Below are 14153 nucleotides of genomic sequence, written 5' to 3' on the forward strand. Positions count from 1 at the left end.
CCTAAACGGATAGAACCTCTGGCATGTTCAGGGCTGACACCAATTGCGCGTAACACATGTGAAGGTTCAAGATTTTTACTGCTACATGCAGCTCCGGTTGAAAAAGCAAAATCCCGCATAGATAATAAAAGAGCATCAGCTTCAATACCATTAACTGCGAGATTTAAATTACCAGGCAATCGCTCATTTACTGGTGGTCCGTTTAAACTGACCTCAGATAGTTCTTCAGTTATGGCATTGCATAGCTTTTGCGTAAGCTCTCGTAAATAGTTAACCTCTTTTAAACCATTTCGCGTTATTATTTTAATGGCTTCACCAAAACCAACTATTCCTGGCACATTAAGAGTTCCTGCACGTTTACCGTACTCTTGGCTGCCTCCAAGCATTTGCGGTAAAATAATAACACGTGGATTACGACGACGAATATACAAAACCCCTACTCCCTTAGGACCATAAATTTTATGTGCTGAGAGAGAGACCAAATCTAAATTTTGATTATTTACATCTAGGATGATATGACCGGCAGCTTGAGCAGCATCCGTGTGAAAAATTACACCACGATTATGACATAGAGAACCAATTTCAGCCAATGGTTGTATCGTACCAATTTCGTTATTGGCAGCCATTATCGAAACCAGAATTGTATCTTCACGAATTGCATCAGCTACGGCCTGTGGTTCAACTCTTCCAACTCTATCTACTGGTAAAATCGTTATTTCGTAGCCGCGTTTTTTTAATGCCTGGCAGGGATCAAACACTGATTTGTGTTCAGTAGCTTGAGTGATGATATGTTTGCCATGTTTAGCATATGCTTGTGCGGCACCAAAAATTGCTAAATTATTAGCTTCTGTAGCCCCACTAGTAAAAACAATTTCTTGCGGCTGTGCCTGTATTAACGAAGCTATTAAACGTCGTGATTCTTCTACTGCTTCATTTGCTTGCCAACCATAAGGATGAACACTACTTGCAGCATTACCAAACTTTTCATTAAAATATGGCAACATACGTTCTATCACTGCAGGGTCAACCGCGGTGGTGGCATTATTATCCAAATAAATTACTGCAGTTTTCATGTGTTAATTATTACCTTAAGTTTTACTTTTTATTTTTAATTAATTCACAACGTGTATAAACTTCACGACGTGAAAATGAAGTAATAGCAGCTACTGCCGCAGTAGCATCACGTGCAGAAAGTCCAATATCGAGACATTTATTTAACATGCTGTCAATAGCTTCAATTTCAGGAGAATCTGAATTAGCATCAGATTGCGCATCTAATACTAGCGTTATCTCCCCTTTTATATTTTTATCGAGTTTAGCCGATAGTTCAATAAGTGTTCCCCGATAAAATTCCTCATGAATCTTGGTCAACTCACGAGCTAAGCAAACGTTTCTATTAGGTGTGCTTTCTGCAAGTTCCTTTATCGTATCAATTAAACGATGTGGGGCTTCAAATAACACTACAACTCCGTTATGAGTTGAAACGCGTTTTATGCTATCTCTTCGAATTCGACCGCGTGTAGGCAAAAAACCTAAGAATAAAACACCTGCCGCACCTGCATAAAATCCTGCTGCTGATAAAGCAGTAGTTAATGCTGATGGTCCGGGGATTGGTATAACATTAAAACCTGCTGCTGCAATTTTAGCAACGGCAATAGTTCCCGGATCACTTATCGCTGGCGTCCCTGCATCAGTAATAAGTGCAACATTTTTACCATTACTTAAAATAGCTAGAAGTTCTGATATCCGATTGTTTTCATTATGCTCATGAAGCGAACGTATTGGTTTAGCGATGCCATAATGTTCTAATAATATTCGTGAACGCCGGGTATCTTCTGCATATAGTGTATCAACAAATGTTAGAATTTGTATGGCTCGTGAAGAGAAATCCGCAAGATTTCCAAGTGGTGTTGCAACAATAAATAATTTTCCTTGAGATGACATTAAAAACTTTCTTTTTTTACTACACCTCAAAAGCACCTTGCACTAATTCAAAATTAATTGATTCACCTAATGTGATCCCAACCGCATCAAAACGCATTTGCGGCCATGGAGTGGCTAAGCCACTAATATAGTCTCGAGCAGCATAAATAATACGGCGCCTCTTAGGGTAATTGATGGTTTCTAAAGGTGAGATACTGTGATTTTCACTACGAGTTCTAACTTCAATGAAACACAATATTTCGCCATCCCAAGCAATAATATCAATTTCACCACTAGGGCAACGATGATTTCGAGTTATGATTTTATATCCTCTTTTTACTAAATATTTTGTTGCCAATTCTTCGCCGAATGCACCTTTTTTTGCACGTATATTATTATTAGTCGATTTTGGCATTCGCCTAAGTCTCACTGTGAATTATTTCAATAAACTAGTCATGAAATTCTAGTAATAGGAATGTTGATAGTATTAATACAAGATTCTGACTCAGCAAGTAAAATAAATTGAAGCTTTCGCTGTAAAAGCTCGGTTGGTATCGTTTTTGTCATCCAGTTATTTTCATGAGTGCTATTAATAATTACAGGATTATAATTGCGCTCATCGCACCCAATAACTAAAGCTAAACGTAAAGCCACATAAACAACTTCACTAAATTCAAATGAAGCGTCATTGAATGAAAGGCTTCGACCGTCAGCAGTTTTAAGCAATATTTCAGTGGGGTTTAGCTCTATTGCAACAATTTGTTGCAAAGAAATAGATCCAATCAACGATGAGCTAATACCAGTAAGACGCTTATTTGCGGTTAATGGGTCAACAAGCCACAAATCACAAGCCTGACGAGTAAAATCTGCAACTAGCTGGTTATTACTTTCGCTTTGGCTACTTTCAAGATCAATAGCATCCGGCTCTAACGGCTGAATAATACCATCGCGAAGTTGTCTTAATTCAGCCCGCAGCGCTCCAACATTTATACCGATGCTAGATTTCTGCAATTGTTCTTCAATAGTTGCAATTTTACTGTCTATGGCATTACGTTTGGATACTAATTCATCACTAGTTAAAGTATGATCATTATCGGTGCGGGCCATAAAAGCTTGGCGTGCTTGTTCTTCGGCTTGATGTTTTGCATTAACCGCTGCTTCAACTTCTTTTTGTGAACCAAACCCCCAATCTTCAAGTATTCTTTCAACTGAAGTAATTAAGGTAGAATCCCGATCAAGAATTTGCTGGTGTCTTTTAGCAAATCTTTTGCTTCGGCGACGTTGACTGGCGCGCCAGTCATATCTTGTGAAATATTGCCACAATATTACAGTAGCAATACCGTATGTTGGAATATCAATAAGCGCCAGGTATCGCCAGTTTTTTCCTAAAAAGAGCGCAGCCGCAATAGCTAATGTTCCAAGAATTATACTACTCCAAAACCATTTGCGCGGCATTTTTATAAGTTGCTCACGTTCTTCAGAGGGTGCCAGACGATTTTGTGCTTCTTCCCACCGCTGTAGGTCTTGCTCGCGACGTTCTATGCTTTTGTTATACATTGCATAGCGTTCTAGAAAATCTGCAGGTAAGGTCGCATAACGGGCTGAATTTGCCTGCGCTTGCTCAACAAATGAATCTGGCTTGTCAAGTTGAGATAGTTCATCATCAATAGCAAATCGCTGTTTTTGCAAACCATCTAATTCAAATTCGAGCTTGTCTGTATTATCACAAATTTTTAATTGATCTTCAATTTCAGCAATTCGTGCAGAAGTTTCGTTAGTGCTACTAGTATTATGGGTCTTAACAAGATTTTGCGCAGAGTTACTATTTTTACGAGCAAGTAACTGTGACTTAGAAAAAGTAAATACTTGGTCGAATAAAGTATTTTCACATAACCCTGTTCGTGTATGCAGGATCTGCATTACCTCAAGAGTATCATCGCTTAAGAGTTCAAATTTACGTTGTGTATCTAAATATTGCGATACTCTTGCCCTGCCAGTATGTAAATCGCGCCCTAGTCGATAAATTGTACCGTCGGCTGCTTTTAAAGTAACTGCAGCTTGAGCAATATTGGCATCGAGGCCTGGTTGGATTTGATAATGGTCATCAACACCAACCAATAAAACCCTTAAGGCTCGCGTAAAAGTATTAAGAATTGGGCTAGACGCAACAAAAGCGTTAGCTTGTGGTTGAAGCTTTAGTTGGATAACAGGAAGATTCTCAACGCCTTGAATTGCTAATTCAAGAAGGAGCACGGCCATAAGCCTTGTGCGTCGTTAAAGATTAGCTTTGCTTATCTTCTGGACGCCATTGATCTTTTTCACGCAGACGCGCCGCTTTACCGGAGAGTCCACGTAAATAGTATAAACGGGCTCTGCGAATTTTTCCTTCAGAAACTACTTCAACCTTTTCAATATTTGGTGAGTAGATCGGAAAAACACGTTCAACACCTACACCATACGATACCTTGCGGACAGTAAAGGTGCCTCGTGGACCACCATTATGAATAGCGATAACCACACCCTCAAATACTTGGATGCGTTCTTTATCGCCTTCAACGATTTTTACATGTACGCGAACTTGATTACCCGTACGAAAATCGCATACGTCACGGATATGTTCTTTTTCAATTTTTTCAATAATGTTATCGATCTGGGCCATGACTTATTCCCACCTCGGTCTTTATATCCGGAGGCTATATAAACTTTTAAGAGGACGGGTAAATAACACAACATAACTTATAAAATCAAGGGGCAATGTGGGTTTTATTCGGAGGTTTTTTCAGCATCACCCAAAAATAGACCGCAATCTGGGCATTCTGTAGCATTGGCAGGCACTGTAGCTTTACAAGCTGGACAGGTACCTACTTGAGCGTCTTCATCACTAAGTAGCATTCCTTGAGCAATAGCACCCTCACGCCAACGAGTGTTAATAGCATCACGTGCAGATTCAAGGTCTTCGACGGCAACCATTAAAAAGAAACGCTGGGCCACTGCTGGTAATTCATTATTTTCATCAGCTTCACCAGCTAAAGTTGACGCAACGCGTTTTTGAGCCAAGAAACGTTGCGCTTCTGTGAGATCCATGTGATTACCAACCAACAGCGCTTGCAATTCTTTATCTGCCAAAGCTTTGGCCATTGTTTCAGCCGAAGCAAAAGTATCTTCAGCAGGAAGCTCATTTACCAATTCAACTTCACAGTTAGCGCAATGCGTAAAACCTTCACGGTATTCAGCACGACATCGAGGACAATACATGCAAGTTTACTCCTTCATGTTATTTTCGTGCGGCTCGACTAAACGGCGTAATCGGTCGAGAGCAACGAGGGCTTCAACTGGGGTCATATGAGTAGGATCCAAATCAAGAAGTTCTCTTTCAATAACACTTACCATAGTTTTTTTATTGAGTATTTCATCATGCGCTTCACTAGCACTCTTATTGGCTTGTGAAAATAGATTAAGCTGATGAGTATGGTTATCATACTGCTGATTAGCGCCATGACCAAGCACTGGCATTCCCTCTTCATCAAGCTCGCCACTTTCTAAATTAGCGAGCACTTGACGAGCACGTTCAAGCACTGAATCGGGTAATCCAGCTAATCGAGCCACTTGAATACCATAACTACGATTTGCTGCTCCATCAACTAGCTGACGCAAGAATACAATGTGCTCATTGTGTTCTTTAACGGAAATGCTCATATTAACTACACGAGGTCGTTCACGAGCTAAATCTGTTAATTCATGATAATGTGTCGCAAACATAGTACGACAACCAATAGTATCATGAAGATATTCGGCCACCGCCCACGCAATTGACACGCCATCATATGTACTAGTACCTCGACCAATTTCATCAATAAGTACAAAACTTTTAGCTGTGGCTTGCCTTAATATAGTTGCTGCTTCTATCATTTCGACCATAAAAGTGCTGTGCCCGCGACCAAGGTGATCAGCTGCCCCAACGCGGGTAAAAATTCGATCACATATGCCTATAACCGCCTGTTTAGCTGGTACAAAAGAACCCATATGAGCTAGCAAGACACATATAGCCGTTTGCCGCATCACGGTGGATTTACCCGCCATATTTGGGCCGGTTATTACTAACAATTGTTGATCTTCATTAGAAATGTTCACATCATTAGCAATAAAACGTTCACCTTGAGGCAATAAACGCTCAACTACTGGGTGTCGACTTTCAGTAAGTTCAATTATTGGTTCATTAATTATTTGCGGACGGACATAACGACCTTCATCAGCTAATACACCTAAAGATATAAGCACATCGGTTTTAGCTAATAATCGCGCAATTGCTCGCAGACGGTTTATTGCAACGTTAACTTTAGTTAATAATTCGGTAAATAGTCTTTGTTCACAAGCTTTGCGTCGCTCTGAGGCATGGATTGCTTTTTCTTCAAAATTCTTTAACTCTTCAGTTATAAATCTTTCGGCATTTACCAGTGTCTGTTTACGAATATATTCCGATGGAACATTATTAAGGTTAGCATTTGTTACTTCTATATAATATCCAAAGACTCTATTGTATCTAACTTTTAGGCTAGAAATTCCCGTACGCTCACGCTCGCAACGTTCGATGTCCATAAGATAGGCATGATTGCCATCGTGAAAATTTATTAGTTCATCAAGTTCCTTTGAATAACCACGACGAAATATGCCACCATCGTTAATAGCAAGTGGTGCATCATCAACTATTGCTGTTTGCAGATGCGAGCAAAGATCACCTACCTCATCAATATTTTTCCACTGCTCTGCTAAACTTGACGATTGCTGCGTTAATAACTGCCGAATTTGCGGTACTACATCGAGAGTTTCACGTATTGCTAAAAGATCACGTGGAGTGGCACGCCCAACAGCAACGCGCCCGACCAACCGTTCAGTATCTCGTACCGAACCTAATAACTGGCGCAGTTGTTGACAAAGAAAGCGATCACTTTTTAAAACCTCAACATCACTATATCGTTGCTCAATAAGATTTAAGTCTCGCAGAGGGAACAATAACCATTGTGTCAACAAACGCGTTCCCATTGCGGTCTTGCAGCGATCGATATGCCAAAGTAATGATCCATGTGTTTCAGCATTTGGCCCTGCTTGCAGTAACTCTAAATTTCTTCGTGTAGCCTCATCAAGTACCAAAAAGTCTGCAACACGATAAGAACGTGGTGCAATGAAATGATTAAGTTTGCGCCTCTGGGTGTTTTCAGCGTAAGCGAGCAAGCGTGCCAAACTAAAATATTCAATATCACTGCCACCATTGTCTAAAGCAACAAAAGCATCTATCCCAAAACGAGCGATTAACATCTCTCTTGCTTGTTGTATGGTAGGTTTATTAGCTTCTAATACCCGTACAGTAACATTACGTTCACACACAACTTTACGTAAAAATTGCTCAGTATCGTTTTGTTGTTCAAGCAGTAGCTCTCTAACCCCCATACGAGCTATTTCTTCACTAAGTTGATTATATGGAACATGGGTGCAAAGAGTCTCACCAGCTAATAAATCAAGTAAGGTTAAAGTCACAATTTGTTGAGATAAATAAGCATGGGCTAAATAATGTCGTGACCCTGGATCAAGCATTTCGGGGTCAGATATGGTTCCTGCGGTGACGAGCCTGGTGATTTCTCGTTTTACTAAACCGGTAGCGCTACGTGGATCTTCAACTTGATCACATATTGCAATAGTAAAGCCTTTTGCGACAAGCCTCGCCAAATATTGGTCAACCGCATGGTGCGGTACTCCTGCCATTGGTACTGGGTCGTCACTTTTATCCCGTGAAGTTAAAACTAAATCGAGTTCTTGGGCGGCAATAACAGCATCATCAAAGAAGAGTTCATAAAAATCCCCCATGCGGAAAAATAAAAGCGCACCCTTAGGACATTCATCCTTAGCTTGCTGATATTGACGCAGCATAGGAGTAAGCTTGCGCCCAGCTATAGATGAGGTAGATTGAGTAGATGCACCTGTAGACGACATTGTTTTTTCACGATGTGCACGGGTGCAGCATATAAGTCAATCGCAAGTATAGGTGTTTGGGCACCCAATTACCTTGAGATACATAATCCAGCCTTATCTTTAAGTTTTTAATACAATAAAAACTTATAAAGCTGAACTAATTGTTAGTTTCTTCATCACTGCTGTTTTGTGCACCAGCATTTACGCGTTCGCGTAATTCATGCCCAACAGTGAAAAAAGGTACTCGCTTTGGTGGTACTTCTATGGTTGTACCTGTTTTTGGATTACGACCCGTTCGGGCTCGGCGATGACGTACTGAAAAGCTGCCGAATCCACGGATTTCAATACGATCACCCTTATTTAGGGCATCGGTCATAGTATCGAAAATAGTGTTGATCACTAATTCGATATCACGAGCAGGTAAATGACTTATCCGCGTCGCGATAATTTCCATCAAGCCGCTCTTGGTCATATCAAGCTCTCTCTTGCTAGCTACTTAGCGTCTTTTGTCGTTTGTCGTGCAATCCCTGCCAACTTGGTACTTAATACATCACCTAGTTGTGAACGGCTACGCTCATCTTGCATATAAGCACGATAATCGCTGGTACCTTCACGCGCAGCCTTGATTGACAAAGAAATGCGACGTTCACCTGGATCGACATCGAGAACCATAACCTCGACATCGTCATTCTGTTTTACAACATCTTGGGTCTTGTCGACATGCTCTTCGCTAAGCTCAGAGATATGGCAAAGACCGTCAATACCAGGCTCGATTTCAACAAAAGCACCATATTCGGTGATTTTGATGACTCGACCCTTAACTTTTGCACCGCGCGGATATTTCTTAGGTAGAGTATCCCACGGATCATCTGTAAGTTGTTTAATACCAAGAGAGAAGCGTTCGTTATCAACGTCAATATTTAATACGACCGCTTCAACTTCATCGCCCTTCTTAAATAACTCGCTGGGGTGTTTTACACGGTGTGTCCATGATAAATCTGAAACATGTACTAAACCGTCAATGCCTTCTTCAACACCAACAAAAATACCAAAATCAGTAACGTTTCGGACAACACCCTTAATAACCGCACCGACTGGATATTTTTCAGCCAGCAATGTCCAAGGATTAGGTTCGAGTTGTTTCATTCCCAGCGAAATACGTTTTTGTGGTAAATCAATATCAAGCACTGCCGCTTCAACTGGGTCACCAACGTTAACTACCTTGCTTGGATGCTTAACTCGTTTATTCCAGGTCATTTCAGAAACGTGGACCAAACCTTCAATGCCGGGCTCAAGTTCAATGAATGCACCATAATCAGTTAATGATACAATCTTGCCACCAACCCGTTTACCAACTGGATATTTCTCAGCAGCGGTACTCCAAGGATCTTCTGAAATCTGTTTATAACCTAGAGAAACGCGTTCACTGTCAGAGTCGAATTTAAGTACTTTGACTTTAATTTCATCGCCAATTTTAAACATTTCGCTTGGGTGATTAAGCCGACCCCAGCTCATGTCAGTAATATGCAATAAACCATCAATACCTCCGAGGTCAACGAAAGCACCGTATTCAGTAAGGTTTTTAACCTGACCGATCATAACCTCGCCTTCAGCAAGTTTCTTTAAAGTCTCGCGTTTTTGCTCTTCGCGTTCTTGTTCAAGCAATACTCGTCTCGACAATACTATATTGCCACGTTTTTTATTGAATTTTATTACTTTAAATTTAAACCGCTGACCAATCAATTTATCTAAATTACGAATAGGACGCAAATCAACTTGTGAACCTGGTAGAAATGCTTTTACGCCAATATCTACACTTAAGCCGCCTTTAACACGTGCGACTATCGTACCATCAACTAATTCATCTCGTTCAGCTGCTGCAGAAATATCATCCCAGACTTTAAGTTTATCGGCTTTTTCTTTAGAAACTATAACGAGTCCAGACTCATCTTCGCGACTCTCAACAAATACATCTATAATATCACCGGAATTAACAATAGGCGCGCCATCAGCAATTGGAAATTCGTCTATTGATACGGTTGCTTCACTTTTATAACCAATATCGAGCAGTACGAAGTCTTTACTGACTTCGAGCACACGACCACGGACAACTTCGCCTTCTTTAACTGCATCCTGCATTGCTAAAGATTGTTCAAATAGTTCGGCGAAGGTTTTTCCGTCTTCGCGGAGCTCCTGTATCTGGGAATCCATCAAATAAATCTCCTTAGAACAAACTACATTCCGACTCTAAAAGCCGGACCTGCTAATACAACTTAGCAGTGCAAAAGATGTTTAGTCTGTAAATGCTGAGTGCATAAAAACCAAACACCAAATTAACAAAAACATAAATGCCACCCATTGGCATTTATGTTTACTTCATAAAAACATCGTGTACACGCAGAATTTACTGTGGTACCCGACTAGCGCTGCGACGGCGTCGTTTCAAAGCCGCTCGCATCTTTTCTTTTTTACGAATAGACGGCTTAAGGTAATGCTCGCGGCGTCGGACGTCTTTGAGAATGCCGGCTGCTTCCACTTTTTTCTTGAAACGCTTTAATGACTTCTCAAAAGATTCACCCTCTTTAACTACAACTTTTGCCACGCAACGCTCACCTCCTCTCGCCGTGAACTCCTGGAATATTTTTGTATATTTACCCAGGCGGTGGCGCATCATACGTATTAACGCACGGAAAGCAAGCCCTGATGAAAACGTATTTTTAATTCGCAGCAGAAAAGTTTTTAACTTTGCAATGTTATAAGTTTGGTAATTCAATGAAAATCTTCACCACCCATTTATTTTATTTTACTTATTATCTCATACCTAATACACGCAAAATTTCTTCGGTCGTAGTCTGCCCTTGGGCTAATCTTTCTAAGCTACTTAAAAAAAGCTCGCGAGTTCCAGTAGTTACGCTGGTTTGACGCATAGTTTCATCATTTGCTTTTTGATTAATTAATTTTTTTATTTCTGATGAAGCATCTAACATTTCAAAAATTCCGATGCGTCCTTGATATCCAGTGCCTCGACAATTAACACAACCAGCTCCGGACATCGTACCTGAAAAACGATCGAGTTGTTGTATATTTAATCCAAGCGCTGCTGCTTGATCGGCTGTTAGAGGTGCTTTACTTCGACAGTCTTTGCAGACCCGACGCAATAATCGTTGCGCCATGACTCCAACAAGTGACGAACTTAATAAAAATGGTGGCACGCCAAGATCAAGCAAGCGTGTTATCGCACCCACACTATCGTTGGTATGTAATGTTGAAAGAACTAAATGGCCGGTTAGAGCAGCTTGAATCGCCATTTGTGCGGTTTCGCTATCACGTATTTCACCGACCATAATTATATCTGGGTCTTGCCGTAATAAAGTACGCAAAGCTTGGGCGAAATCTATTCCAATCTTAGGTTGAACAGCGACTTGATTGAATTGATCGGCTACCATTTCAATAGGGTCTTCTACTGAGGTTACATTTACTGTGTCGCTGGCTAAGTTTTTCAATGCGGTGTACAAAGTTGTAGTTTTACCGCTGCCAGTAGGACCAGTGACAAGAATTAACCCATGTGGTTCGCCAAGCCAGTGTTTAAAAATTGTCAACTCAGAAGCATCAAAGCCTAAATCACTTAAATCACCTAACAATGAATCGGGATCAAAAATTCGTACTACTACTTTTTCACCAAATGCTACTGGCAAGGTAGACACACGTAGTTCAACAGCTCGATCTGTAAAAGCTGTCTTGATGCGGCCATCTTGTGGTCGACGTTTATCAGCAATATCAAGACGAGCCATTGTTTTTATGCGCGATATTATTGCCGGATGAACTAAACGAGGAATGGTATGAACGTTATGCAATACCCCATCAATACGTAAACGTACTTGTGAATCACCACGTTTTGGCTCTATATGAATATCGCTGGCACGTTGGTCAAAAGCGTAACGCAATAAAAAATCTACCGCGTTGACTATATGTTGATCAGTTGCTTCAATTTCTCCCAACCCTCGCAACTGTACCAACTGTTCAAAATCAGAAAGACCAGAATCGCTGCTACTCTCACGAGCAGCAGACTCAACGCTATTTTTAAAACCATAAATTTCAGTTATTGCCTTAAGGATGTCTCGTTTTGAGCTGACGACAATATTTACTTGGCCGACAATAGCCCGTTTTAAATTTTCAATAAGCTCATAATCGAAAGGATTTTCAACAGCAACGGTAATTCCGGTAGCGTCTTTTGTAATTGGTAATGCAGCGTAGCGTAAAGCGAAAGGTCGCGATAAAGTTCCTGATACCAATTTCATATCAAGCGCTAATGGATCAATCTTATGGTATGGCAAATTAGCTTCAAGCGCGATTATTGAAGCTATACGATCAAGATCAAGCAATGCATCGGAGGCATCATTAAACTCGAATGATGCAATAATTTCAGGAGCGCTAACGCTTGAACCTGCATTATCACCAGTATTTGTATACAATTGACGTGCAATTCGTGCTCGTTGTTCACCCGCACGAATACGAATCATACGACTTTGTTCAGGATGCAAATAGGCACGCTGTTCAAGAACACCAAGCAGCCAATCTAAATTTAGCGATGGCGAACTCATAAAAAAACCACTTTAAACGACTACTAAACCTTCATCAGAGAAATGAAGTTTACCAGTTAATATGGCTTCATTTGTCTTTTCGCGCTCTTGTGACAAATCACTAATGTGTTCAAGTAATTGTGGATGAGTAGAAGCAACTTCAAGAAAAGCGCGTTTGGGCAACTTTAGAACTATTGATTTGCGTAAAGTTCGAATGGTCGCGTTTACTGGTTCGTTGGTTAACAACGAATGTTCACCAAACACATCACCTTCTTTTAGATGAGCAACAACAGTTCTTTTGCCATTAGTTTTCTTTGATACTTCTGCCTTGCCACTTAAAAGTAAATACAAACCATCCCCAGCAGCGCCTTCTTCAAGCAATTTTTCATTTTGTGCCACTTCACGACTTTTAAATTTTTCGATTAGTGTTCGGCGTTGCTCAGGATCAAGCGGCCTAAATACCGCCGAGGTTGCCATAAGATTTGACAGCAAACGCTGACGATAGAAACGAGCAATAATATGAGCAACTGATGAAAAATTCTTTATTACTTCAGCTAAAACGACACGCGAAACTTCAAATAATACCGTCTCTTCATCAGCAATTACGCTAGCTGAGCGCGGTGCTTCACCAATTAGTGCCATTTCACCGAAAAAGGCCCCATCTCCCAAATAAGCTAAAACTAATTCGTTACCGGTTTCTGCAACTTTCGTTACTTTTACCCGTCCACTAGAAATAATGAACATAGAATCGCCAACATCGCCTTCTCGAATAATCACTTCTTCAGGCAGCATAGAGCGCATATGCATTTGCTCCATGAGCTGAATGAAGGCGTTCTTGGGTAAATCAGAGAATAAAGGAATAGTAGGCAAATCAATTGGTGGTGGTGGCTGCTCTTCTATTAGAATTACATCTTCATCACCAAGTTCAGTGATCTCTTCAACTGGAGTTGGTGCTCGTGTTGGCGGTGTTGGTACGGCCACAGGAACTGCACGACCTGTCTTTTTGGCATACAGGTCTGCAAGCATTTTTTGCGTTAAGGTGTGGTCGGAATCAATTTCAAGAATGAGTTTGCATGCTGCTATAGCTTTAAGCAGTAAACCATCAGCCGCATAAGTTTGTGCAACAATTGTATATGCTTCAATTGCTTGTGGGTTTTGCCCAAGTTTACGAAAAATATCGCCACGTTTTAGATGTGCGGTAACATCTCTTGAGTCAATGGCAAGAATTTCGTCATATACTTCGATGGCCTTTTCAAGTTTGCCCTTTTGTACGAGCTTGGCCGCATCATCTTTTAATTTACGTAATTTGTCAGACATGACGGACCCCAAAATTTCTTAAATGTAGACTTAAGTTTTTAAATTAACAAGGTTGGGGGGTCAATGCGAGAAAAGCTTTTTAACAAGCCCAAGATTTTAGTTTTTTTAGCTCTGCAGCCGTTAAAATCCGCCATGCACCTTCGGGTAAAGGATCTAACTCTACCCCACCATATTCAATACGAATAAGCCTGACCACAAAATGGCCTACAGCCTCAAACATCCGTTTTACTTGATGATTTCGTCCTTCAAATAAAGTAATTTCTAGCCACGAATTTGATGAAGCTACTTTTGCAAGTCTTGCTTCGCATTGTGCGGTAGGTCGCGTTAATGAACCATCGGGGTTTTTAAGACGAACGCCCCTTTGCAGTC

13 protein-coding genes are annotated in these 14153 nt (G+C 40.8%); all 13 read right to left on the bottom strand.

Annotation, left to right across the window (positions count from 1 at the left end; translation table 11 throughout):
- A partial coding sequence (locus JW841_15820; GenBank protein ID MBN1962401.1) for a cysteine desulfurase occupies positions 1-1073 on the bottom strand: 1073 nt, incomplete at its 3' end.
- Between the two features lie 22 nt (positions 1074-1095).
- Positions 1096-1944 (bottom strand): 16S rRNA (cytidine(1402)-2'-O)-methyltransferase, encoded by an 849-nt coding sequence (gene rsmI, locus JW841_15825; GenBank protein ID MBN1962402.1) that lies wholly within the window; start codon positions 1942-1944, stop codon positions 1096-1098.
- A 19-nt stretch (positions 1945-1963) separates the two neighbouring features.
- Positions 1964-2338, bottom strand: coding sequence for a YraN family protein (locus JW841_15830; GenBank protein ID MBN1962403.1), 375 nt, complete (start codon positions 2336-2338; stop codon positions 1964-1966).
- A 38-nt stretch (positions 2339-2376) separates the two neighbouring features.
- The gene (locus JW841_15835; protein ID MBN1962404.1) at positions 2377-4182 is read right to left on the bottom strand and encodes a hypothetical protein; all 1806 of its coding nucleotides are present in this window, start codon (positions 4180-4182) and stop codon (positions 2377-2379) included.
- Positions 4183-4204: 22 nt separating this feature from the next.
- A complete protein-coding gene (gene rplS, locus JW841_15840; protein ID MBN1962405.1) occupies positions 4205-4573 on the bottom strand; it encodes a 50S ribosomal protein L19 in 369 nt (122 codons plus the stop codon).
- 113 nt (positions 4574-4686) lie between these two features.
- The gene (locus tag JW841_15845) at positions 4687-5178 is read right to left on the bottom strand and encodes a hypothetical protein (protein ID MBN1962406.1); all 492 of its coding nucleotides are present in this window, start codon (positions 5176-5178) and stop codon (positions 4687-4689) included.
- A 6-nt stretch (positions 5179-5184) separates the two neighbouring features.
- Positions 5185-7908, bottom strand: coding sequence for a DNA mismatch repair protein MutS (gene mutS / locus JW841_15850; protein ID MBN1962407.1), 2724 nt, complete (start codon positions 7906-7908; stop codon positions 5185-5187).
- Positions 7909-8044: 136 nt separating this feature from the next.
- On the bottom strand, positions 8045-8359 hold the full coding sequence (locus JW841_15855) for an integration host factor subunit beta (GenBank protein ID MBN1962408.1): 315 nt from the start codon (positions 8357-8359) through the stop codon (positions 8045-8047).
- A 20-nt stretch (positions 8360-8379) separates the two neighbouring features.
- On the bottom strand, positions 8380-10098 hold the full coding sequence (locus JW841_15860; protein MBN1962409.1) for a 30S ribosomal protein S1: 1719 nt from the start codon (positions 10096-10098) through the stop codon (positions 8380-8382).
- A gap of 193 nt (positions 10099-10291) precedes the next feature.
- Complete coding sequence (locus tag JW841_15865) at positions 10292-10489, bottom strand: 30S ribosomal protein S21 (GenBank protein MBN1962410.1); 198 nt, start codon at positions 10487-10489, stop codon at positions 10292-10294.
- Positions 10490-10697: 208 nt separating this feature from the next.
- Positions 10698-12488, bottom strand: coding sequence for a type II/IV secretion system protein (locus JW841_15870; GenBank protein ID MBN1962411.1), 1791 nt, complete (start codon positions 12486-12488; stop codon positions 10698-10700).
- A 12-nt stretch (positions 12489-12500) separates the two neighbouring features.
- A complete protein-coding gene (locus JW841_15875) occupies positions 12501-13784 on the bottom strand; it encodes a cyclic nucleotide-binding domain-containing protein (GenBank protein MBN1962412.1) in 1284 nt (427 codons plus the stop codon).
- A gap of 79 nt (positions 13785-13863) precedes the next feature.
- The coding region (locus tag JW841_15880; GenBank protein ID MBN1962413.1) for an rRNA pseudouridine synthase at positions 13864-14153 on the bottom strand (290 nt) is incomplete at its 5' end.

This window comes from Deltaproteobacteria bacterium (genome assembly GCA_016931625.1).
In the GTDB taxonomy this organism is placed as follows: domain Bacteria; phylum Myxococcota; class XYA12-FULL-58-9; order XYA12-FULL-58-9; family JAFGEK01; genus JAFGEK01.

Coding starts and splice junctions, on each gene's coding strand:
- rsmI (MBN1962402.1), bottom strand. CDS start 1,944: ATGTCATCTCAAGGAAAATTATTTATTGTTGCAACACCACTTGGAAAT.
- JW841_15830 (MBN1962403.1), bottom strand. CDS start 2,338: ATGCCAAAATCGACTAATAATAATATACGTGCAAAAAAAGGTGCATTC.
- JW841_15835 (MBN1962404.1), bottom strand. CDS start 4,182: ATGGCCGTGCTCCTTCTTGAATTAGCAATTCAAGGCGTTGAGAATCTT.
- JW841_15845 (MBN1962406.1), bottom strand. CDS start 5,178: ATGTATTGTCCTCGATGTCGTGCTGAATACCGTGAAGGTTTTACGCAT.
- mutS (MBN1962407.1), bottom strand. CDS start 7,908: ATGTCGTCTACAGGTGCATCTACTCAATCTACCTCATCTATAGCTGGG.
- JW841_15855 (MBN1962408.1), bottom strand. CDS start 8,359: ATGACCAAGAGCGGCTTGATGGAAATTATCGCGACGCGGATAAGTCAT.
- JW841_15860 (MBN1962409.1), bottom strand. CDS start 10,098: ATGGATTCCCAGATACAGGAGCTCCGCGAAGACGGAAAAACCTTCGCC.
- JW841_15870 (MBN1962411.1), bottom strand. CDS start 12,488: ATGAGTTCGCCATCGCTAAATTTAGATTGGCTGCTTGGTGTTCTTGAA.
- JW841_15875 (MBN1962412.1), bottom strand. CDS start 13,784: ATGTCTGACAAATTACGTAAATTAAAAGATGATGCGGCCAAGCTCGTA.